This is a genomic window from Pseudomonas sp. 05N433 (assembly GCF_056396925.1).
Genome location: NZ_JBFTML010000028.1, coordinates 1 through 26,156, shown reverse-complemented (window position 1 = coordinate 26,156; position 26,156 = coordinate 1). Strand labels below are relative to the sequence as shown.

The 26,156-nt window shown below is 59.6% G+C and carries 26 protein-coding genes; 7 read left to right on the top strand and 19 right to left on the bottom strand.

The genetic code is table 11. The features are described 5' to 3' along the window. Positions 1-95: 95 nt before the first annotated feature. Complete coding sequence (gene suhB / locus AC1DIS_RS16275) at positions 96-914, top strand: type III secretion system regulator SuhB (RefSeq protein ID WP_007941397.1); 819 nt, start codon at positions 96-98, stop codon at positions 912-914. A 398-nt stretch (positions 915-1,312) separates the two neighbouring features. Here the strand turns inward: suhB and rplS are convergent, their stop codons facing one another. The 5 genes from rplS to ffh form a co-directional block, all read right to left on the bottom strand. Continuing rightward, on the bottom strand, positions 1,313-1,663 hold the full coding sequence (gene rplS, locus AC1DIS_RS16270) for a 50S ribosomal protein L19 (protein ID WP_003175895.1): 351 nt from the start codon (positions 1,661-1,663) through the stop codon (positions 1,313-1,315). Between the two features lie 45 nt (positions 1,664-1,708). Then, on the bottom strand, positions 1,709-2,482 hold the full coding sequence (trmD, locus tag AC1DIS_RS16265) for a tRNA (guanosine(37)-N1)-methyltransferase TrmD (protein WP_172901170.1): 774 nt from the start codon (positions 2,480-2,482) through the stop codon (positions 1,709-1,711). After that, positions 2,464-3,000: a ribosome maturation factor RimM gene (rimM, locus tag AC1DIS_RS16260; RefSeq protein WP_086944744.1), complete on the bottom strand. Its 537-nt coding sequence runs from the start codon at positions 2,998-3,000 to the stop codon at positions 2,464-2,466. The genes trmD and rimM overlap by 19 nt, the downstream gene beginning before the upstream one ends. A gap of 5 nt (positions 3,001-3,005) precedes the next feature. Further along, positions 3,006-3,257, bottom strand: coding sequence for a 30S ribosomal protein S16 (gene rpsP, locus AC1DIS_RS16255; RefSeq protein ID WP_003198088.1), 252 nt, complete (start codon positions 3,255-3,257; stop codon positions 3,006-3,008). Positions 3,258-3,507: 250 nt separating this feature from the next. Beyond that, entirely contained in the window at positions 3,508-4,884 is a 1,377-nt protein-coding gene (gene ffh / locus AC1DIS_RS16250; RefSeq protein WP_007941401.1) for a signal recognition particle protein, read from the bottom strand. Between the two features lie 210 nt (positions 4,885-5,094). On the opposite strand from ffh, the gene AC1DIS_RS16245 reads away from it, so the two are divergent. The 3 genes from AC1DIS_RS16245 to AC1DIS_RS16235 all read left to right on the top strand — a co-directional run bounded on the left by AC1DIS_RS16245 (position 5,095) and on the right by AC1DIS_RS16235 (position 8,721). After that, positions 5,095-5,907: a cytochrome C assembly family protein gene (locus AC1DIS_RS16245; protein ID WP_018927074.1), complete on the top strand. Its 813-nt coding sequence runs from the start codon at positions 5,095-5,097 to the stop codon at positions 5,905-5,907. Positions 5,908-5,919: 12 nt separating this feature from the next. Next, positions 5,920-7,152 (top strand): transporter associated domain-containing protein, encoded by a 1,233-nt coding sequence (locus AC1DIS_RS16240; protein WP_111454303.1) that lies wholly within the window; start codon positions 5,920-5,922, stop codon positions 7,150-7,152. Between the two features lie 252 nt (positions 7,153-7,404). Next, positions 7,405-8,721: an MFS transporter gene (locus AC1DIS_RS16235; protein ID WP_019581065.1), complete on the top strand. Its 1,317-nt coding sequence runs from the start codon at positions 7,405-7,407 to the stop codon at positions 8,719-8,721. 113 nt (positions 8,722-8,834) lie between these two features. Here AC1DIS_RS16235 and purT read toward each other — a convergent pair whose 3' ends face one another. The 5 genes from purT to AC1DIS_RS16210 form a co-directional block, all read right to left on the bottom strand. Then, the gene (gene purT / locus AC1DIS_RS16230; protein ID WP_018927078.1) at positions 8,835-10,016 is read right to left on the bottom strand and encodes a formate-dependent phosphoribosylglycinamide formyltransferase; all 1,182 of its coding nucleotides are present in this window, start codon (positions 10,014-10,016) and stop codon (positions 8,835-8,837) included. Positions 10,017-10,106: 90 nt separating this feature from the next. Continuing rightward, the gene (locus AC1DIS_RS16225) at positions 10,107-10,574 is read right to left on the bottom strand and encodes a VUT family protein (RefSeq protein WP_018927079.1); all 468 of its coding nucleotides are present in this window, start codon (positions 10,572-10,574) and stop codon (positions 10,107-10,109) included. Positions 10,575-10,789: 215 nt separating this feature from the next. Further along, a complete protein-coding gene (locus tag AC1DIS_RS16220) occupies positions 10,790-11,011 on the bottom strand; it encodes a DUF1289 domain-containing protein (protein ID WP_018927080.1) in 222 nt (73 codons plus the stop codon). Then, positions 11,008-11,532, bottom strand: coding sequence for a gamma carbonic anhydrase family protein (locus AC1DIS_RS16215; RefSeq protein WP_007936184.1), 525 nt, complete (start codon positions 11,530-11,532; stop codon positions 11,008-11,010). The genes AC1DIS_RS16220 and AC1DIS_RS16215 overlap by 4 nt, the downstream gene beginning before the upstream one ends. Before the next feature lie 68 nt (positions 11,533-11,600). Further along, the gene (locus AC1DIS_RS16210; RefSeq protein WP_018927081.1) at positions 11,601-12,200 is read right to left on the bottom strand and encodes a CoA pyrophosphatase; all 600 of its coding nucleotides are present in this window, start codon (positions 12,198-12,200) and stop codon (positions 11,601-11,603) included. Positions 12,201-12,346: 146 nt separating this feature from the next. On the opposite strand from AC1DIS_RS16210, the gene AC1DIS_RS16205 reads away from it, so the two are divergent. After that, the gene (locus tag AC1DIS_RS16205) at positions 12,347-12,898 is read left to right on the top strand and encodes an NUDIX hydrolase (protein WP_018927082.1); all 552 of its coding nucleotides are present in this window, start codon (positions 12,347-12,349) and stop codon (positions 12,896-12,898) included. A gap of 66 nt (positions 12,899-12,964) precedes the next feature. Continuing rightward, positions 12,965-13,468, top strand: coding sequence for a L,D-transpeptidase family protein (locus AC1DIS_RS16200; RefSeq protein WP_064620154.1), 504 nt, complete (start codon positions 12,965-12,967; stop codon positions 13,466-13,468). Positions 13,469-13,651: 183 nt separating this feature from the next. Here AC1DIS_RS16200 and AC1DIS_RS16195 read toward each other — a convergent pair whose 3' ends face one another. After that, positions 13,652-13,963 carry a YqfO family protein gene (locus AC1DIS_RS16195; protein ID WP_018927084.1) on the bottom strand — a complete coding sequence of 104 codons (312 nt, stop codon included), beginning with the start codon at positions 13,961-13,963 and terminating at the stop codon, positions 13,652-13,654. A gap of 19 nt (positions 13,964-13,982) precedes the next feature. Next, positions 13,983-17,879 (bottom strand): phosphoribosylformylglycinamidine synthase, encoded by a 3,897-nt coding sequence (gene purL, locus AC1DIS_RS16190; protein WP_018927085.1) that lies wholly within the window; start codon positions 17,877-17,879, stop codon positions 13,983-13,985. Between the two features lie 274 nt (positions 17,880-18,153). Between purL and mltF the strand changes: the two genes are divergently transcribed. Then, a complete protein-coding gene (gene mltF / locus AC1DIS_RS16185) occupies positions 18,154-19,614 on the top strand; it encodes a membrane-bound lytic murein transglycosylase MltF (protein WP_477743266.1) in 1,461 nt (486 codons plus the stop codon). A 65-nt stretch (positions 19,615-19,679) separates the two neighbouring features. Here mltF and pdxJ read toward each other — a convergent pair whose 3' ends face one another. The 7 genes from pdxJ to AC1DIS_RS16150 all read right to left on the bottom strand — a co-directional run. Next, on the bottom strand, positions 19,680-20,423 hold the full coding sequence (pdxJ, locus tag AC1DIS_RS16180) for a pyridoxine 5'-phosphate synthase (RefSeq protein WP_138866278.1): 744 nt from the start codon (positions 20,421-20,423) through the stop codon (positions 19,680-19,682). A gap of 50 nt (positions 20,424-20,473) precedes the next feature. Further along, a complete protein-coding gene (recO, locus tag AC1DIS_RS16175) occupies positions 20,474-21,163 on the bottom strand; it encodes a DNA repair protein RecO (RefSeq protein WP_018927087.1) in 690 nt (229 codons plus the stop codon). A gap of 230 nt (positions 21,164-21,393) precedes the next feature. Then, on the bottom strand, positions 21,394-22,296 hold the full coding sequence (gene era, locus AC1DIS_RS16170) for a GTPase Era (RefSeq protein ID WP_018927088.1): 903 nt from the start codon (positions 22,294-22,296) through the stop codon (positions 21,394-21,396). Continuing rightward, complete coding sequence (gene rnc, locus AC1DIS_RS16165; RefSeq protein WP_018927089.1) at positions 22,289-22,978, bottom strand: ribonuclease III; 690 nt, start codon at positions 22,976-22,978, stop codon at positions 22,289-22,291. The genes era and rnc overlap by 8 nt, the downstream gene beginning before the upstream one ends. Before the next feature lie 184 nt (positions 22,979-23,162). Beyond that, a complete protein-coding gene (gene lepB / locus AC1DIS_RS16160; protein ID WP_018927091.1) occupies positions 23,163-24,017 on the bottom strand; it encodes a signal peptidase I in 855 nt (284 codons plus the stop codon). 5 nt (positions 24,018-24,022) lie between these two features. Beyond that, on the bottom strand, positions 24,023-25,822 hold the full coding sequence (lepA, locus tag AC1DIS_RS16155) for a translation elongation factor 4 (RefSeq protein ID WP_018927092.1): 1,800 nt from the start codon (positions 25,820-25,822) through the stop codon (positions 24,023-24,025). A gap of 237 nt (positions 25,823-26,059) precedes the next feature. Continuing rightward, positions 26,060-26,156 (bottom strand): hypothetical protein (locus AC1DIS_RS16150; RefSeq protein WP_477780976.1); only part of this gene is annotated, 97 nt, incomplete at its 5' end.

Sequence of the window (26,156 nt, the reverse complement as noted above, 5' to 3'; positions counted from 1 at the left end):
TACCGTTAAGCCATGAAAGCGAACGTCGACCTTCTCCTGTAGAAACTTTCTGATAGAATGCCCGGCTTTCTTTAACAACCTTAGGTGACACATCCATGCAGCCCATGCTGAATATCGCGCTGCGCGCCGCCCGCAGCGCCAGTGAATTGATCTTCCGCTCCATCGAGCGCCTGGATACCATCAAGGTCGACGAAAAAGACGCCAAGGATTATGTATCCGAGGTGGATCGCGCCGCCGAACAGAAAATCATCGACGCACTGCGCAAGGCCTACCCGAATCACTCGATCATGGGTGAAGAAACCGGCCTGCACGCCGGCACCGGCATCGAAGGCGAAGAATACCTGTGGATCATCGACCCACTGGACGGCACCACCAACTTCCTGCGCGGCATTCCTCACTTCGCTGTCAGCATCGCCTGCAAATACCGCGGCCGCCTGGAACACGCTGTTGTTCTGGACCCGGTTCGCCAGGAAGAATTCACCGCCAGCCGTGGTCGCGGCGCTCAACTGAACGGTCGTCGCCTGCGCGTTAGCGGCCGTACCAGCCTGGACGGCGCCCTGCTGGGTACCGGCTTCCCGTTCCGTGACGACCAGATGGACAACCTCGACAACTACTTGGGCATGTTCCGCGCCCTGGTTGGCCAGACCGCCGGCATCCGCCGCGCCGGCTCGGCAAGCCTCGACCTGGCCTACGTGGCTGCCGGCCGTTTCGACGCCTTCTGGGAGTCAGGCCTGTCCGAGTGGGATATGGCTGCAGGCGCCCTGTTGATCCAGGAAGCCGGCGGCTTGGTGAGCGACTTCACCGGCGGTCACGACTTCCTGGAGAAAGGTCACGTCGTTGCCGGCAACACCAAGTGCTTCAAGGCAGTACTGACAGCGATCCAGCCACACCTGCCAGCTTCGCTGAAGCGCTAAGCACCCAAGCCCAAAAAGCCGCAACACTTAAAGCAAACGCCCCGACTGGTTCGGGGCGTTTTCTTTTGTGCGACTAATACGACCAAGTTAAGCCGTAACGCAATCCGTAGCAGCTGGCGAAGCCTGCGCTCGGACGCAGCAGTCGCATAATCAGAGATTACGGCACGCCAGACAGACCGCATTAGCCGGATTCACGACTGCTTCGCAGCCGGACGCAGCCTCGCTGGAGCTCGACAGCTGCTACAGCCAGACGCAGCCTTCGGCAGCAGCTACAGAAAGAGCGCCGCAGTTTTTTATATATGCAGCCATAACGAAAAATGCCCCGCATCTTTCGATACGAGGCATTTTCTTGAAAAGCCAACCTGAACAGGCCAGGCTTTCGGCATCGGAAGCTGGACTTAAGCCAGTTTTTCCTTGATGCGAGCTGCTTTACCGGACAGGTCACGCAGGTAGTACAGCTTGGCCTTACGTACATCACCGCGACGCTTGACAGCCATGCTGTCGATTTGCGGGCTGTAGGTCTGGAAAGTACGCTCTACGCCAACACCGTTGGAGATTTTACGAACGGTGAAAGCACTGTTTACGCCGCGGTTACGCTTGGCGATAACTACGCCTTCGAACGCTTGCAGACGCGAACGATCGCCTTCCTTCACTTTCACCTGAACGACAATGGTGTCGCCCGGGGCAAAGGTAGGGATCTCTTTAGTCATCTGCTCTGCTTCGAGTGCAAGGATGATTTTGTTAGTCATGCTGTGCTCCTAAGGTAAATCGTCGGATCTACCATCGATACGTTGTTAACTATCGTCCCGCTCGCGGATGTATTCCTCGAGCAGCTTCTTCTCTTCTCCAGAAAGCGAGCGGCTTTCCAGAAGATCGGCGCGTCGTTCATAGGTCCGACCAAGGGACTGCTGTAAACGCCAACGCCGGATGTGCGCGTGATTGCCACTTAGCAATACGTCGGGAACACGCTGATCCGCATACACCTCCGGTCGGGTGTAGTGCGGGCAATCCAGCAAACCATCCGTAAAGGAATCTTCCTCAGCGGAGTCCGCATGCCCTAAAGCTCCAGGCAGCAGTCGTGTAACCGCATCGATCAGGACCATCGCCGGCAGCTCGCCGCCAGACAGTACATAGTCGCCAATCGACCACTCTTCATCGACATGAGCATCAATAAAACGCTCGTCAATGCCTTCATAGCGGCCGGCAATCAGGATCAATGCATCCAGATTCGCCAACTCGCGCACCGCCGACTGTGTCAGTTGACGGCCTTGGGGGGACAGGTAAATTACCTTCGCCGCCTCCCCGGCTGCTGCCTTGGCCTGAACCAGAGCATCTTCCAGGGGCTTGATCTTCATCACCATGCCCGGACCACCGCCAAATGGGCGATCATCCACAGTGTGATGTCGATCCGTCGTGTAGTCTCGCGGATTCCAACAGGTAAGCTGCAACAACCCCTGTTTCACCGCCCGACTGGTGATGCCGTACTCGCTGATGGCGGAGAACATCTCGGGAAACAAACTGATCACTTCTACGCGCAGGTTAGCCACGTTTAGAAGTCCGCATCCCATTCCACCTTCATCTCGCCCGCTGCCAGATCGACGGCCAACACGCATTGCTCGGTATACGGCAACAGGCGTTCGCGATCATCCAGGCTGCCAGCGCAAGGCTTGACCACCATTACATCATTGGCGCCGGTTTCCAGAAGATGATCGATTTTCCCGAACAATTGCCCGTGAGTATCGATGACCTTCAGACCTTCCAGCTGGTACCAGTAGTACTCGCCATCGGTCAATTCAGGGAACAGGTTGCGCGGCACGCAGATCTCATAACCAGCCAGAAGACGAGCTTCTTCACGATCATCAAGACCCTTGAGCTTTGCGACCAGGAACTTGTCGTTCCCGCGTCCGCTGACCAGCTCGACCTGTTTTACGCTGCCTTCGCGCCTGAGCGTCCAGGTTTTGTAGTCCAACAGGTTTTTAATCGGATCAGTAAAGGAATACACCTTCACTTCGCCGCGAACGCCGTGAACAGAATAAATCTTGCCGATAACGATCAAATCATCAGCAACAGCTGGCGTCGCGTTCATATTGCTCAGGCCGCAGCCTTAGCAGATTCCTTCAACAACTGAGCAACGCGCTCAGAAGGCTGTGCACCAACGCTCAGCCAGTAGGCTACGCGCTCTTGGTTCACGGACAGACGAACTTCTTGACCACGAGCAACAGGGTTGAAGAAACCAACCTGTTCCTTGTGCGAACCGTCACGCGGGTTGCGGCTGTCGGTTACGGTCAAGTGGTAAAACGGGCGCTTTTTGGAGCCGCCAAGGGCAAGACGGATTGTTAGCATGTGAACATCGTTCCTGTAGTCGGTGCTGCAAATCTAAATGCACAGCGGGCATAGGTGCCCGAAAGGCCGCATATTCTAAGGAATATCCGGACTTTTGCAAATGTCTTTTTCCGGCGCCTATCGGCGTGCCATCCAGATTTGCTATAGAGCCATCGCTGAAGATGGCCAGTCAGCTCCCGCCAAGTGCGGGTTTGCTGGAGATCCCACGTCCGTGTGGGTCGGCGCAGGAGCAAGCTCCTGCGCGAATTCTTTACATCTTGGGCATGCCGCCGCCGGGCAACATACCGCCCATGCCGCGCATCATTTTGGCCATTCCGCCTTTCGCGGAGAATTTCTTCATCATCTTCTGCATCTGCTTGTGCTGCTTGATCAAGCGACCGATGTCCTGCACCTGGGTGCCGGAACCCATGGCGATCCGGCGCTTGCGCGAACCACTGATCAGCTCAGGGTCGCGGCGCTCGGCCGGGGTCATGGAATTGATGATGGCTTCCATCTGCTTGAATTGCTTCTCTGCCGCGCCCTGGGCATTGCCCATCTGCGCCAGGTTCACACCACCGATATTCGGCAGTTTGTCCATGAGGCCGCCGAGACCGCCCATGTTCTTCATCTGTTGCAGCTGATCGCGGAAGTCTTCGAGGTCGAAGCCCTTGCCCTTCTTCAGCTTCTTGGCCAGCTTGTCGGCCTTGTCCTTGTCGAGGGTCGCTTCGGCCTGTTCGATCAGGCTGAGCACGTCGCCCATGCCGAGGATGCGCGATGCGATACGCTCAGGGTGGAACGGCTCGAGCGCTTCGCTCTTCTCGCCCATACCGATGAACTTGATCGGCTTGCCGGTAATGGCACGTACCGACAGTGCGGCACCGCCACGGGCATCACCGTCGACCTTGGTCAGGATCACACCGGTCAGCGGCAATGCATCACCGAAGGCCTTGGCCGTGTTGGCGGCGTCCTGGCCGGTCATGGCATCGACCACGAACAGGGTTTCGACCGGATTGATCGCGGCGTGCAGCGCCTTGATCTCGCCCATCATCTCTTCGTCGATGTGCAAACGACCGGCGGTGTCGACGATGACCACGTCGATGAATTTCAGCTTGGCTTCTTTAATAGCCGCTTGAGCGATGTCAACCGGCTTCTGGCTCAGGTCGGACGGGAAGAACGTCACGCCGATGTCGTTGGCCAGGGTTTCCAGCTGCTTGATCGCCGCCGGACGGTAAACGTCCGCGGACACGACCATGACCGACTTCTTCTTGCGCTCTTTAAGGAAGCGCGCCAGTTTGCCGGCGGTGGTGGTTTTACCCGCACCCTGCAAACCGGCCATCAGAACCACGGCCGGTGGAACGGCGCTCAGGTTCAAATCTTCGTTGGCCGCGCCCATCAGGCTTTCGAGTTCGGCCTGGACGATCTTCACGAAGGCCTGGCCCGGCGTCAGGCTGCGCGACACCTCGGTGCCGACAGCGCGCTCCTTCACCGAATTGACGAAGTCTTTGACCACCGGCAAGGCGACGTCGGCTTCGAGCAACGCCATGCGCACTTCGCGCAGGGTGTCTTTGATGTTGTCTTCGGTCAGCTTGGCCTTGCCGGTGACATGGCGCAGCGTCTGCGAGAGACGGTCGGTTAAGTTTTCAAACATTGCGCGATCCTTTCAGGCCCTGTGTAGACCGGGATAATGGCGGCCCAGACCGGAATCAACATGTGCTCGGCGAGCCTGCGGCGTGGGCAGGTCGCGGATTATAGCGAAGACTGCGTCTGGCGGACACCTCGCCGTCAGCTTGTATGGTCTTTCGTGCCGTATGGGTTCTATGCCAAACTCAACGCCTTTCGGGCCTGCCTAACAGGATTTATGCTCCCCTTGTCACCCAGCTTGCTTACCACCCTCGCCGCCGCCTGCTTATATGCCGCTGCGACCTTCTATCAAGGCACTCGCCTGGCCACCGGTGCCAAGGCGAACAAACGCCTGCTGGTCACGCTCGGCGTACTGGCCGTGCTGGCCCACAGCGCCAGCCTGATCAGCTATCTGCTGACTCCGGTCGGCCTGGCCCTGGACTTTTTCAGCGCCGCCAGCCTGATTGCCGCAGCGGTCATCGCCCTGACCCTGCTGGCCTGCTCACGGATTCCAGTGGAAAACCTGCTTGTATTGCTGTTCCCGCTGGGCGCCGCAACAGTGTTGCTGGCACAGTTCGCCCCCGCCGGCACGGTGCAGGTCATCGACGAAGAGCCAGGCATTCTCGCCCACATTCTCTTGTCGATCCTCGCTTACGGCATGTTCACCATCGCGGTGTTCCAGGCCTTGCTGCTGCTGGTTCAGGACCATCAGCTCAAGCACAAGCATCCGTCCGGGCTGATCAAGAACTTCCCGCCGCTGCAAACCATGGAAAGCCTGCTGTTCGGTTTCCTCTGGGCCGGCTGGAGCCTGCTGTCGTTGTCGCTGATTTCCGGCTGGCTGTTCGTCGAGAACCTGTTCGCCCAGCACCTGGTGCATAAAACCCTGCTGGCGTGCCTGGCCTGGATCGTGTTCAGCGTGCTGCTCTGGGGGCGCAACCGTCTCGGCTGGCGCGGACACAAAGCCATCCGCTGGACCCTTGCCGGTTTCTGCCTGCTGATGCTGGCGTATTTCGGCAGCAAACTGGTCCGCGAATACATTCTGCACATCTGACGGGCGGCATTAATGGACGACTTGCCCATAGGACCGATGCTCGCGGTGCTGGCCCTGCTGATTTTATGGTCGGGGCTGTTTACCGCCATCGAAGTTGCGCAACAGCAATTACTGGCCCAGCGCACGGCCTCGCGTTCCAGCGACAAACCCGTGGCCAAGCTGAGCTTCCCGCTCAACAGCCTGATCCTCTGCAACACCTTGTGCCGCGCGCTGGTGGTGGTCATCAGCACCTTGCTGGCGATTTTCACCTGGGCGCAAAACGGCCCCTGGATTGCCTGCCTCGGTGCCGGCGCAATGTTGCTGGTGTTCGCCGACTATCTGCCACGCGCCCTCGCCGCCCGCCACCCGGATGCCGTCCTGGCCTTGGGCAACACACTGCTCGGCATACCGCTGAAAATCGTCTATCCCGCCGCATGGCTACTTAATGGCATCAGCCAACTGCTGATGCGTCCATTCGCCCGCAAAATCAACGTGGTGCAGCAAAGCGAAGACGAGGCACCGGCAGATCGGCACGACGATCACGAACATGCAGCTTATCGCCCACTGTCAGGTATCCACGCACTGGATAACATCACGGTCAACGATATTCTGGTGCCACGCAGCGACGTCGACGGGATCAACCTGGACGACCCCCTCGAAGAAATCATCGAGCAACTGCGCCACAACAGGCGCACCCGCCTGCCGGTATTCCACAGCGACATCAACCAGGTCGAAGCGGTGCTCAACACCCGGCAGATCCGTCATTTGTTGCCGGATTCAAGCCTGACTGTGGAAGCGCTGCTGGCGGCCAGTCACGAACCGTACTTCGTGCCGGAAAGCACACCGTTGCAACTGCAATTGCTGAATTTCCACAAGCAGCAGCGGCGCTTGGGCATGGTGGTCGACGAGTACGGGGAAGTACTGGGTATCGTGACCCTGGAAGATATTCTCGAAGAAATCGTCGGAGAGTTCGAAAGCCAGCACAGCCTGGATAACCCGCACATTCACCCGCAGGCCGATGGCCGACTGGTGATTGATGGCGCAGCGTCCATCCGCGAACTGAACAAGAGCCTCGGCTGGCATTTGCCCAGCGATGGTCCGAAAACCCTCAACGGCCTGGTGACCGAGGCGCTGGAGACAATTCCGGACAGCGCGGTGTGCCTGAAGATCGGACGATACCGGCTGGAGATTCTGGAGACTGAAGAAAATCGCGTCACGCGCGTGCTGATCTGGCATACCAGCTCAGCGCCTGCGTTTATCCGTTAACGGGTTAAAACAACCGCCCCTCTTGTTCGATAGTTAGCCACCTTCCTATAATCGAGCCGGCTTACCCAAGCCTCCCACCGAACCACATGCTTACCCCGCATGCAGCAGGTTCCGGCCAGATCTTCGACACCATCCGTACCACTGCGGCGACTGTTCCTACCTTGAACAGCGACCGATCCTCAACCCACATCCCTGGGTATTCGACCATAATAATTCGCTCCACTGGGGCACATGACTGTCAGGGATAACGACATGACGACCAGCACAACGTTCAGCGACACCGCGCCTGCCCAACCGACGAACTCCGCCACCCGCGTGGCTACCGCGAGTTTCATCGGCACGGCCATCGAGTTCTACGACTTCTACGTCTATGCCACCGCCGCAGCATTGGTGATCGGCCCGGTGTTCTTTCCACAAACCTCCGGCACCGCGCAGATGCTGTCGGCATTCCTCACCTTCGGCATCGCTTTCCTTGCGCGGCCGCTGGGTTCGGCGTTGTTCGGCCATTTTGGTGACCGCATCGGACGCAAATCGACACTGGTTGCGTCCTTGCTGCTGATGGGCGTGTGCACCACGCTGATCGGCGTACTGCCGGGTTACGACAGCATTGGCGCCTGGGCGCCGATCCTGCTTTGCGTGCTGCGCTTCGGCCAAGGCCTGGGACTGGGCGGCGAATGGGGCGGCGCCGCATTGCTGGCCACGGAGAACGCACCCAAAGGCAAGCGCGCCTGGTTCGGCATGTTTCCACAACTCGGCCCATCGATCGGGTTTCTGGCGGCCAACGGCCTGTTCCTGACCCTGGCCATGAGCCTGAACGACGAGCAGTTCCGTTCGTGGGGCTGGCGGATTCCGTTCCTGCTCAGTGCCGCGCTGGTGATGGTCGGCTTGTACGTACGCCTCAAGCTCCACGAAACCCCGGTGTTCGCCAACGCCGTGGCTCGCCAGGAGCGGGTGAAGATTCCGCTGGTCGAGCTGTTCAGCCAATACTGGGCACCGATGCTGCTGGGCGCCGGGTCGATGGTGGTGTGCTATGCACTGTTTTACATCTCGACAGTGTTTTCGCTGAGTTACGGTGTGTCGACGCTTGGCTACACCCGGGAAACCTTTCTCGCCCTGCTGTGTTTCGCGGTGCTGTTCATGGCGGCCGCAACACCGCTGTCGGCCTGGGCCAGCGACCGTTTCGGGCGTAAGCCGGTGCTGATCATCGGCGGCGTGCTGGCGATTCTGTCCGGATTCTTGATGGAACCGCTGCTGACCCATGGCTCGACCTGGGGCGTGGCGTTGTTCCTGTGCATAGAACTGTTTCTGATGGGCGTGACGTTTGCGCCGATGGGCGCGCTGCTGCCGGAGCTGTTTCCGACCCACGTGCGCTATACCGGCGCATCGGCGGCTTACAACCTGGGCGGTATTGTCGGTGCCTCGGCGGCACCGTTCTTTGCGCAGAAACTGGTGGCGATGGGTGGCTTGAGTTATGTCGGCGGGTATGTGTCGGGGGCGGCAGTACTAAGCTTAATCGCAGTGCTGTGCCTGAAGGAGACACGCAATAACGATTTGAATCGGGTTGCCTGAAGCCAAAAGCTTCGCGGGCAAGCCTCGCTCCTACGGGTCATTTGTCGAACGCACTTGCGTCTTGACGTGATCCCTGTAGGAGCGAGGCTTGCCCGCGAATGCCGCGCCTCGGTTTACAGCTCGACTACAACAGCCTGAGCAGCACGGGTCGCTTTTGCACGAGCAGCTTCGATAGACTCGTCGCGAGCCAACGCAACCCCCATCCGCCGCTGGCCATTGACTTCAGGCTTGCCGAACAGACGCAACGCAGTATCCGGCTCGCTCAACGCTGCACCCAGGTTGGCGAAAGCGGTCTGAGTCGACTGCCCTTCCACCAGAATCACCGCCGACGCCGATGGGCCGAACTGACGGATCAGTGGAATCGGCAGGCCCAGGATCGCCCGTGCGTGCAGTGCGAACTGCGACAGGTCCTGGGAAATCAGGGTCACCAGACCGGTGTCATGCGGGCGCGGCGAGACTTCGCTGAACCACACCTGATCACCCTTGATGAACAACTCGACGCCAAACAGACCACGACCGCCCAAGGCTTCGGTGACCGCTTTGGCGACGCGCTCGGATTCGGCCAAAGCAACCGGGCTCATGGCTTGTGGCTGCCAGGATTCCTGGTAGTCGCCCTTCTCCTGACGGTGACCGACAGGCGCACAGAACGTAGTGCCGCCGACGTGACGCACAGTCAGCAGAGTGATTTCGTAGTCGAAGTCGATGAAGCCTTCGATGATCACGCGACCTTTACCGGCGCGGCCGCCTTCTTGAGCGTAATCCCAGGCTTTCTGCACGTCATCGACGCTGCGCAGCAGGCTCTGGCCCTTGCCCGAGGAACTCATGACCGGTTTGACCACGCACGGGAAGCCCAGGTCTTCGACTGCCTTGCGGTAGTCCTCGAAGGTGTCGGCGAAGTGGTACGGCGATGTCGGCAGGTCCAGCTCTTCAGCGGCCAGGCGACGGATGCCTTCGCGGTTCATGGTCAACTGTGCGGCGCGGGCAGTCGGGATCACGGTGAAGCCTTCGGACTCCAGCTCCACCAGGGTCGCGGTGGCGATGGCTTCGATTTCCGGCACGATGAAGTGCGGTTTCTCGGCTTCGATCACCGCACGCAGGGCGGCACCGTCGAGCATATTGATCACATGGCTGCGATGGGCGACTTGCATGGCCGGCGCATTGGCGTAGCGATCCACGGCAATCACTTCAACGCCCAGGCGTTGCAGCTCGATCACCACTTCCTTGCCCAACTCACCACAGCCACACATCAATACGCGGGTCGCGGTTGGCGACAATGGAGTTCCGATACGGGTCATCTCAGGTCCTCAAAGGAGCGGATCATCGAGGGAAGCGCGCTTCCCATGGGGAGAAAGCGCGGCATTTTACATGAACCTGAGGGTTTGGCTTCAGCTGACGACAGCCTGTTTGCGCAGGCGCCATGCCATGGCCAACCAGACCACGGTGACGCCCGCGAACTTCGAACCCAGCGCAGTGAAGATCACGCCCGGTGTGAGCGCATCGATCATGCCGAAGAAGATGAAGGTGTCCAGCGGGATGCTCAGGGCCGAACTTATCCACAGGCGATCGTGCAACGGGCGCTTGGTGAGGCTGAACACCAGCCAGTCGATGCACTCGGACACGGCGAACGCCGTGGCACTGGCGAGAGCAATTGAGGGATCGGAGGTAACGTAAGACAGCCCCAGCGCCACCAGCATCGCCGCGATCGCGCCATGGCCGAAGCGGGTTTGCACCATGTCGCGCAGCACGAACACCAGGCCACCCCAGGCCGACCAGATGATGTCCAGGTGCGGGGCGGTGGAAAAGGCGTAATTGATCAGCACGACGCTGCTGATGTAGGCGATCAGGAAGAGCATGGACGGGAGATACCTGTCAATTTTGTGCACAGGGTACTTCATCTTCAGCGCACAGATAACCTGTGGCGAGGGGGCTTGCCCCCGTTCGGCTGCGCAGCAGTCGTGAAATCAGCAAACGCCGTACGCCTGAAAGAATGAAGTCGCAGGTTTAGCGCCGCTTCGCAACGCAACGGGGGCAAGCCCCCTCGCCACAAAAGCCGCGCTACCACAAAAAATCAGGAATCGGATTTGGAAGGCAACATCCAGATCAGCCCACTCGACTTCGCCCGCTCATGACACAACCCCAGCACCTTGCGCCGCTCCTCGTTGTCCATCCGGCTCCAGCGGGTGATCTCTTCCACCGTGCGTTGACACCCGGTGCAAATGTCATCCTCATCCAGCGCACAAATGTTCACGCACGGCGACGGGACCGGTCGCTCACGTTCAGGTGTGCTCATTGTTCCTGCTCGACCAGATCGCGGGCATAACGCTGCGAGTTGTGCACATAGTGCGCGGCGCTGGCTTCGAGCATCTTCTTCTGCGGCTCGGTCAGTTCGCGTACCACCTTGCCCGGCGAGCCCATTACCAGCGAGCCGTCCGGAATTTCCTTGCCTTCACCGATCAGCGAGTTGGCGCCGATGATGCAGTTCTTGCCGATTTTCGCGCCGTTGAGGATCACTGCGTTGATGCCGATCAGACTGTAATCGCCCACCGTGCAGCCGTGGAGCATGGCATTGTGACCGATGGTCACGCCGGTACCGATGGTCAGCGGATAGCCCATGTCGGTGTGCATCACGGTGCCGTCCTGCACGTTGCTGTTCTTGCCGATCAGGATCAATTCGTTGTCGCCACGCAACACGGCGTTGAACCAGACGTTGGCGCCCTCTTCCAGTTTGACCTTGCCCACCAGCACGGCATTGGGTGCGACCCAGCTCTGCGGGTGGGTCTCGACGCGGGCGTCGCCCAGGCGGTATTTCATCTTGTTGTCCTCACGACCAGGCTGGCTCACTAGCGAAAAGCAGGATTCACGCCATACGAGCGATGGCTTCAGGTGTTGATAAAACTCTTGGGCGGTTGATGCAGGCTGATTTTCGCGTCATAGAGCAGGTTGATCAACTCGACGATCATGATCGCCGTCAACCCCCAGATCTTGTACTCGCCATAACGATAGCTCGGCACGTACCAACTGTGGCCCTGATAGTCGATGCGGTGGGTGTGCTCGCGCGGGTCCTTGCGGAAGAATTCCAGAGGCACGCTGAACACTGCGGCGATCTCGGCATCGTTGGCCAGGTATTCGACGAAATCCGGAATCACGCCGACATAGGGCGTGACCTTGATGCCGTGCAGGGAGATCAGCGGGCTCAGTGGGCCGATCACTTCGACCAGCCCCGGCGGCAGGCCGATTTCTTCTTCGGCCTCGCGCAGAGCGGTAAAGATCAGATCAGGGTCTTCAGGGTCGCGTCGACCGCCGGGAAAAGCGACTTCACCGCCATGGGTCGAGAGCCCGCTGGCGCGAAGGGTCAGGACCAGTTCAGGTTCGTCACTGCGCGTGATGGGCACCAATACCGCGGCTTCGGGGAAACGTCGGTCGGTTTCCAGCGTACGCGGTGTGTGATTGCTTACCCGGTGCAGTAGCTCGTCCAGCATGAGTCTTCTCGATCTGTGCCTTACCCTGCATCATGCACCAATCGCACCGGCCGCCCAACCCCCGAAAAGCCTCATGTCGCGAAACGACAACTTGCCGACCGACACCGCTGCACGCCAAGATAGGCGCAGCATTCAGGAACCCAAGCATGAAATATTGCAGTCAATGCGGCAACCCGGTAACCCAGCGCATTCCCGAAGGCGATTCGCGCCTGCGTTTTGTCTGCGACAGCTGTCATACCATTCATTACCAGAACCCCAATATCGTCGCCGGTTGCGTGCCGACCTGGGGTTCGAAGGTATTGCTGTGCCGTCGCGCCATCGAGCCACGGCTCGGTTATTGGACCCTGCCCGCCGGTTTCATGGAAAACGGTGAGACCATCGAACAGGCCGCCATTCGCGAGACCGCCGAAGAAGCTTGCGCCCGGGTACGCAACCTGAGCATCTATACGCTGATCGATGTGCCGCACATCAGTCAGGTGCATGTGTTCTTTCGCGCCGAGCTTGTGGATCTGGATTTTCGCGCAGGCCCCGAGAGCCTGGAAGTGCAGCTGTTCGAAGAGGCCGATATTCCTTGGGGCGAACTGGCTTTCCGCACGGTGGGCCGTACATTAGAATGCTTCTTCGCTGACCGGCGGGCCGAGGTCTACCCCGTGCGGTCCGAATCGATCCCGCCACTCGCTCAGCCTGCCATCATCTAAGCACTTGTTAGTAAAAAACCATCTATAAATAAAATAGTCGCGACACCTCTTAGGGATATCGTTTCAATGCGCTGGTTGCTTGCCCTGTTTTGCTTATCGTTCGTCGCAGTCTCCCAGGCTTCCGTCGCGGCCGCCCCGGACGGCAAAGTCATCGAAAAAGTTCTGGTTCTCAAATCTGCCCATCAGTTGCAGTTGATCAACGACGGCAAGCCGTTCAAGACCTATCGCATTTCCCTGGGCAAACGCCCCATCGGCCCAAAACTGATGGAAGGTGATAAACGCACCCCCGAAGGCCTTTACTGGCTGGACTGGCGCAAGACCAGCGAACGTTTCAACCTGGCGATGCACATCTCCTACCCCAACATCAGCGACTCCGCCCGCGCCCGGCGCGAAGGCGTCGAGCCTGGCGGCATGATCATGATCCACGGTACCCCGGACACCGAAGACAATCCGGAAGACTTGTTCCACACGCTGGACTGGACCGATGGCTGCATCGCCATGCGCAACATGGACATGCGTGAAGTCTGGGGCCTGGTACCGGACGGCACGATGATCGAAATCCGCCCGTAACTTCCCCCCATAATGATCACTCCCACGCAGAGCGTGGGAATGATCAAGTGTGTTCTGGCTGCTACCTTCGGTCGGCTTCGAAAAAATAGATCAGAAGATCACGGATCAGGTCAGAGGTTAAATCCCGAGCAATAAAAAACCCGCTGAAGAATCAGCGGGTTTCTCATTGCAGCGGCCAGAGAATCAAAAATCCTCTAACCGCCATACCTCGTAAGCCGGCGTCTCATAGGGATGGCTCTCTTTCAGAGCCACCACCACCGCCCGGATCAACTCATCGCTGACCACAAGCTCAACCTTCCATTCCTCAACCTGCTCGACCTGCCCAGCCTCGCCAATGAACGGCTGACTGCCCTCCAGCGGACGAAACTGACCCAAGCCAAACACCTGCCACGCACAGTGGTCATAAGCCCCGATCCGCCCGCCACCGGCGGCGAATACAGCGCTTTTGACCACTTCAACATGACTGGCCGGAACAAAAAAGCAGAGCTTGTACACGGCAATCAGCTCCCCGCTCTTAGTTCACCCAGACGCGAGCGTTACGGAACATACGCATCCAAGGTGCGTCTTCGTTCCAGTCTTCCGAACGCCACGAGTTCTGCACCGCGCGGAACACACGCTCCGGGTGCGGCATCATGATGGTCACGCGACCGTCGCGGCTGGTCAAACCGGTGATACCGCGCGGCGAGCCGTTCGGGTTGGCCGGGTATTTCTCGGTGACCTTGCCGTGGTTGTCGACGAAACGCATTGCCACGCAACCCGACAGATCGGCTTGCAGCAAGGCTTCTTCGCTGGCGAATTCGGCATGGCCTTCACCGTGGGCGATGGCGATCGGCATGCGCGAACCGGCCATGCCCTGCAGGAAGATCGAGTTCGACTCCTGGATCTGAACCATGGCCACGCGGGCTTCGAACTGCTCGGAACGGTTACGCACGAAGTGCGGCCAGAACTCGCTGCCCGGGATCAGTTCGTGCAGGTTGGACATCATCTGGCAACCGTTGCACACGCCGAGGGTGAAGCTGTCGGTACGTTCGAAGAAGCCCTGGAAGGCATCGCGAGCGCGACTGTTGAACAGCGCGGACTTGGCCCAGCCTTCGCCGGCCCCCAGTACGTCGCCGTAGGAGAAACCGCCGCAAGCGACCATGCCCTTGAAGTCGTTCAGGTCGACACGGCCAGCCAGGATGTCGCTCATGTGCACGTCGATCGCGTTGAAACCGGCACGGTCGAACGCGGCCGCCATTTCCACCTGACCGTTGACGCCCTGCTCACGCAGCACGGCAACCTGTGGGCGAATGCCTTTCTTGATGTAAGGCGCGGCGACGTCCTGGTTGACGTCATAGCTGAGCTTGACGCTCAGGCCCGGGTTGTCTTCTTCCAGCAGCACGTCGAACTCTTGTTCGGCGCAGTCGGCGTTATCACGCAGACGCTGGATCTGGTAGCTGGTTTCAGCCCACTGACGTTGCAGCAGACGACGCTGACCTTCGAATACGGTATCGCCGTTAAACGTGATGCTGATCTCGCCGTTGTTCATCGGCTGACCAATCACCGATACGCAGTCGCCCAGGCCAGCAGCGCTGAACTGCGCGAGGATATCCGCGGTGGCGTCCTGGCGAACCTGGATCACAGCGCCCAGTTCTTCGTTGAACAGGATCGCGGCGATATCGGCGGAAGTCTCTGCCAGACCGTCGAGGTTCAGGCTCAGGCCACAGTGGCCGGCAAACGCCATTTCCACCACGCTGGTCAGCAGACCACCGTCGGAACGGTCGTGGTAAGCCAGCAGGTGACCGTCGGCGTTGAGGCCCTGGATCACGGCGAAGAAGGCTTTCAGGTCTTCGGCGTCATCGACGTCCGGTGCCTGTTTGCCGAGCTTGCCGTGAACCTGAGCGAGGATCGAGGCACCCATGCGGTTCTGGCCGCGACCGAGGTCGATCAGGATCAGGTCGGTGGTGCCCTTGTCCATGCGCAGTTGCGGGGTCAGGGTCTGACGGATGTCAGCCACTGGCGCGAAACCGGTCACGATCAGCGACATCGGCGAAGTGACAGCCTTATCGACACCTTCGTCGTTCCAGCGAGTGGCCATGGACATGGAGTCCTTGCCCACCGGGATGGTGATGCCCAGCTCAGGGCACAGTTCCATGCCGACCGCTTTCACGGTGTCATACAGACGTGCGTCTTCACCTGGGTGACCGGCAGCGGACATCCAGTTCGCCGACAGTTTGATGTCGGAGATCTTGGCGATGCGCGAGGCGGCGATGTTGGTCAGGGTTTCGCCGATGGCCATGCGGCCCGACGCCGGAGCGTCCAGCAGGGCCAGCGGAGTGCGCTCGCCCATGGCCATGGCTTCACCGGTATAAACGTCGAAGCTGGTGGCGGTAACGGCAACGTCGGCCACCGGAACCTGCCACGGGCCGACCATCTGGTCACGGGCCACGAGGCCGGTGATGGTGCGGTCGCCGATGGTGATCAGGAAGCTTTTGCTGGCCACGGCCGGGTGATGCAGGACGCGCTCGACGCAGTTGGCGATGTCGAGGGTCGACGGATCGAAATCGTCGCCCAGCTCGTTTTCACGAACCACCGAACGGTGCATGCGCGGGGCTTTGCCCAGCAGCACTTCGAGCGGCATATCCACCGGGCTGTTGCCGAAGTGGCTGTCGGTCACGGTCAGTTGCGGCTCGGCAGTGGCTTCGCCGACTACCGCGAATGGGCAACGCTCACGCTCGCAGATCGCCTTGAAGCGTTCGAAGTCCGCCGGGCCGACTGCCAGAACGTAGCGTTCCTGGGATTCGTTACTCCAGATTTCGTGCGGGGCCATGCCCGGCTCGTCGTTTGGAATGTTGCGCAGTTCGAAACGGCCACCACGGTCGCCATCGTTGACCAGTTCCGGGAAGGCGTTGGACAGACCGCCCGCGCCGACGTCGTGGATGAAGCTGATCGGGTTTTTGTCGCCCAGTTGCCAGCAACGGTCGATGACTTCCTGGCAACGACGCTCCATCTCGGGGTTTTCACGTTGTACGGAAGCGAAGTCCAGGTCTGCCGAGCTGGTGCCGGTGGCCATGGAGGAAGCCGCGCCGCCACCCAGACCGATCAGCATCGCCGGGCCGCCAAGCACGATCAGCTTGGAGCCAACGACGATTTCGCCTTTCTTGACGTGTTCTTCACGGATGTTGCCCATGCCGCCAGCCAGCATGATCGGCTTGTGGTAACCGCGAACTTCATCGCCATGGGGCGTGGTGATCGACTGTTCGAAGGTACGGAAGTAGCCGGTCAGCGCCGGACGGCCGAATTCGTTGTTGAATGCAGCGCCGCCCAACGGGCCTTCGATCATGATGTCCAGCGCGGTAACGATGCGCTCGGGCTTGCCGTATGGCACTTCCCACGGCTGTTCGAAGCCCGGGATCTGCAGGTTCGACACGGTGAAACCGGTCAGGCCAGCCTTTGGCTTCGCGCCACGACCGGTGGCGCCTTCGTCGCGAATCTCGCCGCCGCTACCGGTGGATGCGCCCGGGAACGGGGCAATCGCGGTCGGGTGGTTGTGCGTTTCGACTTTCATCAGAATGTGCACCGGTTCCTGCACCGCGCCGTACTGGCGGGTTTCAGGGTCCGGGAAGAAACGACCGGCCACGGAACCGACGATGACCGAGGCGTTGTCCTTATAAGCCGACAGAACACCTTCGCTGTGCATCTGGTAGGTGTTCTTGATCATGCCGAACAGGCTTTTTTCCTGGCTCTGACCGTCGATATCCCAACTGGCGTTGAAGATCTTGTGACGGCAGTGCTCGGAGTTCGCCTGGGCGAACATCATCAGTTCGATGTCGTGCGGGTTGCGCTTCAAACCAAGGAAGGCATTGACCAGGTAGTCGATTTCGTCTTCGGCCAGGGCCAGGCCCAGCTCGGTGTTGGCTTTTTCCAGCGCGGCGCGGCCGCCACCCAGCACATCGATCGCGGTCAGGGGCTTGGGTTCGGCGTGGCTGAACAGGCCGGAGGCTTGTTCGAGGTTGCCCAGCACAATCTGGGTCATGCGGTCGTGCAGCGCGTCTGCGATCAGCTGCGCTTCGGCGTCGCTGAACTGGCCGGCGACGTAAAACGCAATGCCGCGTTCCAGGCGCTGGATCTTGGTCAGGCCGCAGTTGCGAGCGATATCGCTGGCTTTACTGGACCACGGCGAAATGGTGCCGAAACGCGGCAATACCAGGAACAGACGACCAGTGGGCTCTTGTACCGGAACGCTAGGGCCGTACTTCAGAAGGCGCGCGAGCACCTGCTGTTCGTCGCCGGTCAGGACGCCGGTAACTTCGGCGAAGTGAGCGAATTCAGCATACAAGCCGCTGACAGCTGGAACCTTCTGGCTCAGTTGCTCAAGGAGTTTGCTGTGGCGAAAGGCAGAAAGGGCAGGAGCGCCGCGCAGGATCAACATCTTCGGGACAGCCTCGGGAAGGGGTGTGCTTTGAGGCCGTGCATTCTAGCCTAAACCGCCCGCGACATCACCCGAAACGGTGCACGCGGTTGCACCCGAACGTCGGGCCGGGTATTCGGGCCCTGAACAGGTGCGCGCCGGGGGTTATTTTTTCTGTCAAAAAATGCTGTTCGGGCCCATTCCTGCGGGCTCCAAGCGGGTTTTTGAAGCCCTAGCAGACAAGCCCTTCTCTGTCGAGATATGGCGCTCGTGGTCCTTTGCGTATACTGCGCAGATGTTTTTCCCAACGGCTTTGCGTCCGCGGTACGCCAAATGGCTGATCGCAACCGGACTCTTCCTGATGCTCAGTGGCTGTGTTGATAAACCCAACACGCTGGAGCGCGTAAAGGAGGATGGCGTGCTGCGGGTGATTACCCGGAACAGCCCCGCCACCTACTTTCAGGATCGCAATGGTGAAACCGGCTTCGAATACGAGCTGGTGAAGCGCTTCGCCGACGATCTGGGGGTCGAACTCAAGATCGAAACCGCCGACAATCTCGACGACCTGTTCAATCAGGTGGGCAAGCCAAATGGCCCGGTGCTGGCCGCTGCCGGCCTGGTCAGCAGCGAGGACCGCAAAAAGCAGGTGCGGTTTTCCCATTCCTACCTCGAAGTCACCCCGCAGATCATCTATCGCAACGGCCAGTCGCGGCCGACCGACGCAGGCGATCTGGTCGGCAAGAAGATCATCGTGCTCAAGGGCAGCACCCACGCCGAGCAATTGGCAGAGCTGAAAAAGAAATATCCCGGCATTGAATACGAAGAGTCCGACGCAGTTGAAGTCGTCGACCTGCTGCGTATGGTCGACGAAGGTCAGATCGACCTGACCCTGGTCGACTCCAACGAAGTGGCGATGAACCAGGTCTACTTCCCCAATGTGCGGGTCGCCTTCGACCTCGGTGATGCCAGCAACCAGAGCTGGGCCGTGGCCGCCGGCGATGACAACAGCCTGCTTAACGAAATCAACACCTACCTCGACAAAGTAAAGCAAAACGGCACCCTGCAACGCCTCAAAGACCGCTACTACGGGCATGTCGACGTACTCGGCTATATGGGCGCCACCACCTTCGCCCAGCACTTGCAGCAACGACTGCCCAAATACGAACAGCACTTCAAGGCGTCCGCCAAGAAAGAAAAAGTCGACTGGCGCCTGCTGGCGGCGATCGGTTATCAGGAATCGCTGTGGCAAGCGGCGGTCACGTCCAAGACCGGCGTGCGCGGATTGATGATGCTGACCCAGAACACGGCGCAAGCCATGGGCGTTTCCAATCGCCTAGACCCCAAGCAGAGCATCATGGGCGGCGCGAAATACCTGGTCTACATGAAGGATCAACTGGACGAGTCGATCCAGGAGCCGGATCGTACGTGGTTCGCGCTGGCCGCCTACAACGTGGGCAGCGGTCACCTGGATGACGCGCGCAAACTGGCGGCCAAGGAAGGGTTGAATCCGGACAAATGGCTGGACGTGAAGAAAATACTGCCCCGCCTTTCGCAGAAGCAGTGGTACAGCAAGACTCGTTATGGCTACGCCCGTGGCGGCGAACCGGTGCATTTCGTGGCGAACATCCGTCGCTACTACGACATCCTGACGTGGGTCACGCAGCCGCAGCTCGAAGGCACCCAGGTCGCCGAGGGCAACCTGCATGTGCCGGGGGTCGACAAGACCAAGCCGAGCCAGGAAACCCCACCGCTCTAATAGCCACCCCCCATCAAAATTGTGGGAGCGAGCCTGCTCATTCCCACACTGTTTTGTGTTTGGCTTTAAGCTTTTGCAGCCGCCAGAATCAGCGCCTTCATCTCCGACACTGCCGACTTGAACCCGACGAACAACGCATGGGCCACCAGCGCATGGCCGATGTTCAGTTCGTTGATGCCCTTGATTGCCGCAACAGCCTCGACGTTGTGATAGTGCAAACCGTGGCCGGCGTTGACGATCAGGCCTTGGGCCAGACCGAATGCCACGCCATCGGCCACACGCTTGAGCTCTTCAGCAACTTCGGTTGGCGTCTCGGCGTCCGCGTAACGCCCGGTGTGCAATTCAATGGCCGGCGCGCCGACACGGCGGGACGCCTCAATCTGCCGCTCGTCAGCGTCGATGAACAGCGACACTTCGCAGCCAATCTTCGCCAGGCGATCCACCGCCGCCTTGATCCGCGCTTCCTGCCCCGCTACGTCCAGACCGCCTTCAGTGGTCAGTTCCTGACGGGTTTCCGGCACCAGGCAAACGTGCGCCGGGCGGATACGCTCGGCGAACGCCATCATTTCTTCGGTGACGCCCATTTCGAAATTCATGCGGGTTTGCAGCACGTCCTTGAGCAGCAGGACATCGCGCTCCTGAATGTGCCGGCGGTCTTCACGCAGGTGCACGGTGATGCCGTCAGCGCCCGCCTCTTCCGCGTCCAGCGCTGCCTTGACCGGATCCGGGTAACGAGTACCCCGGGCCTGACGCAGGGTGGCAACGTGGTCGATGTTCACGCCAAGAAGAATGCGATTGCTGGTGGTCACGGAAGCGCTCCTGAAGAAGGGGGAAGTTCGGTGCACAGCATACGGGGAGACTACGGCTTTCGAAACAACTCACGACTAACCAATGGACGCCCACCCAAGTGAACGGCCAACGCCTGACGCATCAAGCGCTTGGCGGCGGACAGCGCACCGGGCGCGGACCAGTCGGCATCGGCCATGGCCAGCAGTTCGGTACCGTTGAACAGGCCTGGTTGCAACAAGTAAACCCGCTCAAGACCCGCATCCACCTGCAAGCGGTAGAGACCGTCCGGCGCAATGGGGTCGCCATGGATGTCGGTATTCAGCGCGAAGCCATAACCGAGATCATCGAGCAGTCGCCATTCGAAGGAGCGCAGCAATGGTTCCAGTGGTCGACCTTCGGCCAGGGCAAGCAAGGTCGCGGCGTAGTGATCGAAAACCGCGGGATGAGGATCTTCGGCGGGCAGCAAGCGGATCAGCAATTCGTTGAGGTAGAGACCACTGAACAGCGCTTCGCCATTGAGCCAGGTGGAAACGCCGGCGCTTTCCATGCGGCCGACATTCTTCAGTTCGCCCCGGCCACGGAACTCGACTTCCAGCGGCACGAACGGCCGCGCCAACGTCCCGGCCTTGCCCCGCGCACTGCGCAACACCGCCCGCAGCCGACCTTGCGGCGTGAGGAAATCCACCAGCGCACTGCTTTCGCGGTAGGCGCGGGAATGGAGCACGTAGGCGGGTTGGCCGATGGGCGGGCTGGATGACATCAGTTTCCGAATCTCTGGAGATCCACTGTGGCGAGGGAGCTTGTCGGAACGCCGCACCGTCCCGCTGGACTGCGAAGCGGCCCCAAAACCATGCACCTCAGTGTTTCAGGTAAAACCGCGATGCCAGGATTTACAACTGCTTCGCCCGGGCGCGGATCGGCCGAACGGGAGCAAGCTCCCTCGCCACAAAAGCTCGCTCCTACAATTGAATCGATGTGCTGCTGGACGATTTACAGGTCGCCGTAACCCAGCGAACGCAAGGCGCGCTCGTCGTCAGACCAGCCACCTTTCACCTTGACCCACAGATTGAGCATGATCTTGGAGTCGAACAGCAGCTCCATGTCCTTGCGCGCTTCGGTGCCGATGCGCTTGATGCGCTCGCCCTTGTCGCCAATGATGATTTTCTTCTGACCGTCACGTTCAACGAGGATCAAAGCGTGAATGTGCAGGGTTTTGCCCTGCTGCTTGAACTCTTCGATTTCCACGGTGATCTGGTACGGCAGCTCGGCGCCCATCTGACGCATGATTTTTTCGCGTACCAGTTCCGCCGCAAGGAAGCGGCTGCTGCGGTCGGTGATCTGATCTTCCGGGAAGAAGTGATCGTTTTCCGGCAGGTGCTCGGCGATCACTCGCTCCAGCGTGTCAAGGTTGTGCCCGTGCTGGGCCGAGATCGGCATGATCTGCGCGTTCGGCAGCTGTTCCTGCAACCAGGTCAGGTGCGGCATCAGCTCGGATTTGTCTTCGATGCGGTCGGTCTTGTTCAGCGCCACGATCAGCGGACCGGTCACGTACTGAACGCGCTCGAGGACCATCTGGTCTTCGTCGGTCCACTTGGTACGGTCAACCACGAAGATCACCACGTCGACGTCTTTCAACGCCGCCGAAGCGGTCTTGTTCATGTAACGGTTCAGGGCCTTTTCGCCGCCCTTGTGCATACCCGGGGTGTCGACGTAGATCGCCTGAACGTCGCCTTCGGTCTTGATGCCCAGCATGTTGTGGCGGGTGGTCTGCGGCTTGCGTGAGGTGATCGCCAGTTTCTGACCCAGAATGTGGTTCAGCAGCGTGGACTTGCCCACGTTGGGACGGCCGACGATGGCAACATAGCCACAGCGAGTTGCGGTTGAATCAGTCATTGCCATTCTCCACACCCAGGGCAATCAGTGCTGCGGCGGCCGCTACCTGTTCGGCAATACGACGACTCACACCCTGACCTCGGCTTTTTTCATTCAGTAAGATGATTTCACATTCGACGAAGAACGTCCGGCAATGCGGCTCACCCTGGATATCCACCACTTCGTAACGCGGCAGCTCACAACCACGGGACTGCAGGAATTCCTGCAGGCGGGTTTTCGGATCTTTGTTGGTGTCGACCAGCGTCAGGCCTTCGAACTCTCCGGCCAGCCAGGCCAGCACGCGTTCGCGCGCCACCTCCATGCCGGCGTCCAGGTAGATCGCACCGATCAGCGCTTCGAGGGCATCGGCCAGAATCGACTCGCGACGGAAACCGCCGCTTTTCAATTCGCCGGAGCCCAGGCGCAGGTATTCACCCAGGTCGAAACCACGAGCCAGTACGGCCAGGGTCTCACCTTTCACCAGGCGTGCGCGCAAACGCGACAACTGGCCTTCACGGGCCAGCGGGAAGCGATCGAACAGCGCCTCGCCGGCGACGAAATTGAGGATGGCATCGCCGAGGAATTCCAGGCGTTCGTTGTTGCGCCCGGCAAAACTGCGGTGAGTCAGGGCCAGGACCATCAGTTCCTGATCCTTGAAGGTGTAACCGAGCTGACGCTCGAGACGGCTTAAGGAGACGCTCACGGTTTACCCACGCTGAGTTCGTGGTTGGATTCCACCGCCAGGGCCTTGATGCGGCGCAGGCTTGGGACAATTAACGCTGTGTTCAAAAATAACGTCCTGAATATCGTTGTTTTCATGCTCCTGTCGCCGATTGTGCCGACTCCAGAAATGCATTCGGCGCTGTGTTCAACAGCGCCGTGTGTGATTACTTGATCAGACCAACCCGCGAGAAATTCGGCAGGTGACCGAGTTTGGGTTCCGGCCAGCTCATCCAGACTGCGAAGGCCTTGCCGACGATATTCTTGTCGGGAACCATGCCCAGCAGATCCTTGGGAATGCTCGGATCATCCCAGTAGCGACTGTCGTTCGAGTTGTCGCGGTTGTCGCCCATCATGAAGTAGTGCCCGGCCGGCACGGTCCACGAATGGTCCGGCGTTGCGCGGTAGCGGCTCATTTCCTTGCGGATCAGGTGCTCGGCGGCGCCAAGTTTTTCCTTGTAGAGCTCAGCGCTACCCAACGTGCCCGGCTCGGAGCCGACCAGTTGTTCGGCAATCGACTCACCATTGACGAACAGACGCTTGTCGGCGGTGTAGCGAATCTGATCGCCCGGCAGGCCCACTACACGCTTGATGTAGTTGACGTTCGGGTCGCTCGGGTAGCGGAACACCATCACATCGCCGCGCTGCGGATCACCGACTTCGATGACTTTCTTGTCGATCACCGGCAAGCGGATCCCGTAAGAAAACTTGTTCACCAGAATGAAGTCACCGACATCCAGGGTTGGCTTCATCGAGCCGGAAGGAATCTGGAACGGTTCCACCAGGAACGAACGCAGCACCAGCACGATGAACAACACCGGGAAGAACGACTTGCCGTATTCGACCAGCAGCGGCTCTTTGTTCAGTTTCTCGATCACTACCATGTCAGCCTGGCTGACGCTCCCCTGATAGGAGTTGATGGCAGCCCGGCGCCGTGGCGCCAGGAACAGCAGATCGAGCAACGCCAACAGGCCGCAGACGAACACGGCGATGACCAGCAACAGCGGGAAATTTAGTGACATAGGACCTAACTATCCAACCTGAGCACGGCAAGGAAGGCTTCTTGTGGAATTTCCACGTTACCGACCTGCTTCATGCGTTTTTTACCGGCCTTTTGCTTTTCCAGCAGCTTTTTCTTACGGCTGACGTCACCACCGTAGCATTTGGCCAATACGTTCTTTCTGAGTGCCTTGACGGTTGTACGCGCCACAATCTGACCGCCAATGGCGGCCTGGATTGCCACGTCGAACATCTGCCGCGGAATCAGGTCTTTCATCTTCTCGGTCAACTGGCGACCTTTGTAGTGCGAGTTGTCACGGTGCACGATCAGCGCCAGAGCGTCGACCTTGTCGCCGTTGATCAGCACGTCCAGTTTCACCAGGCTGGCCGATTGGTAACGATCGAAATGGTAGTCCAGAGAAGCATAGCCGCGACTGGTGGATTTCAAACGATCAAAGAAGTCCAGCACCACTTCGTTCATCGGCAGGTCGTAGGTCACTTGTACCTGGGAGCCGAGGAACAGCATATCGACCTGTACGCCACGTTTTTCGATACACAGGGTAATGACGTTACCCAAGTGCTCTTGCGGCACAAGAATATTGGCGCGCACGATTGGCTCGCGCATGTCTTCGATGGCAGACAGGTCTGGCAGCTTGGACGGGTTATCGACGTAGATCGTCTCGCCGGTCTTGAGCAGCAGCTCGAAGATTACCGTCGGCGCCGTGGTAATCAGGTCCAGGTTGTATTCGCGCTCCAGGCGCTCCTGGATGATTTCCATGTGCAGCATGCCGAGGAAGCCGCAACGGAAGCCGAAACCCAGTGCGTCTGAGCTTTCCGGTGTGTACTGCAAGGACGAATCGTTGAGGGTGAGCTTTTGCAGCGCCTCGCGGAAGTCTTCGAAGTCGTCGGAGCTGACCGGGAACAGGCCGGCGTACACCTGCGGCTGAATGCGTTTGAAGCCTGGCAGCACATCGACGTCCGGCGTCGAGCTCAAGGTCAGGGTATCGCCCACTGGCGCACCGTGAATGTCCTTGATGCTGGCGATGATGAAGCCTACTTCACCGGCCTTCAGGTCGACGGTAGGGGTGTGCTTCGGGTTGAATACACCGACGCTGTCCACCAGGTGGATCTTGCCGGTGGACTTGACCAGAATCTTGTCGCCCTTCTTCACCCGACCGTGGCGCACACGAACCAGGGAAACAACGCCAAGGTAGTTGTCGAACCAGGAGTCGATGATCAACGCTTGCAACGGATCTTCGATGTTGCCGGTCGGCGCGGGAATGGTGTGAACCAGACGCTCGAGCACTTCATCGACGCCCAGGCCGGTCTTGGCACTGCACTCGACCGCGTCGGTGGCATCGATGCCGATGATTTTTTCGATTTCTTCCTTGACGCGCTCCGGATCGGCCTGTGGCAGGTCGATCTTGTTCAGCACCGGCATGACTTCCAGGCCCTGTTCGATCGCCGTGTAGCAGTTGGCAACCGACTGCGCCTCGACGCCCTGACCGGCATCGACCACCAGCAACGCACCTTCACAAGCCGCCAGCGACCGGCTGACTTCATAGGTGAAGTCGACGTGGCCCGGGGTATCAATGAAGTTCAGCTGGTAGTTAATGCCATCGCGGGCTTTGTAATACAGGGTGACGCTGTGGGCCTTGATGGTGATCCCGCGTTCACGTTCCAGGTCCATGGAATCCAGCACCTGGGCTTCCATTTCGCGCTCGGCAAGGCCGCCGCACATCTGGATGAAGCGATCGGCCAGCGTCGACTTGCCATGGTCAATGTGGGCGATGATGGAGAAATTGCGGATATGACTCAAATCACTCACGGATCAACACTCAAAAAGGCTGCAGGCATAGCCCGCCGAAAAATAGCCGGGAATTGTACCTGATCCACGGCGCAAGCGTCACGTTTGCAGGTCAGACGGCGCCTACAAAAACGCCCCGGTCTTGCGACAGGGGCGTTTTTGGCGACTTTTGTAGGAGCCGGCTTGCTGGCGATGGGGACGCCGCGGTGGGTCTGGATGACCGCAGCGATGCAATCGCCAGTAAGCCGGCTCCTACAATCAACCGGCCCGGCGCAGCAACCAGACCCCGGCCAGGGCGCAGACACCGGCCGGTACCAGCACCGCAAACAGCGGCGAGAAACCGAACACCAGGCTC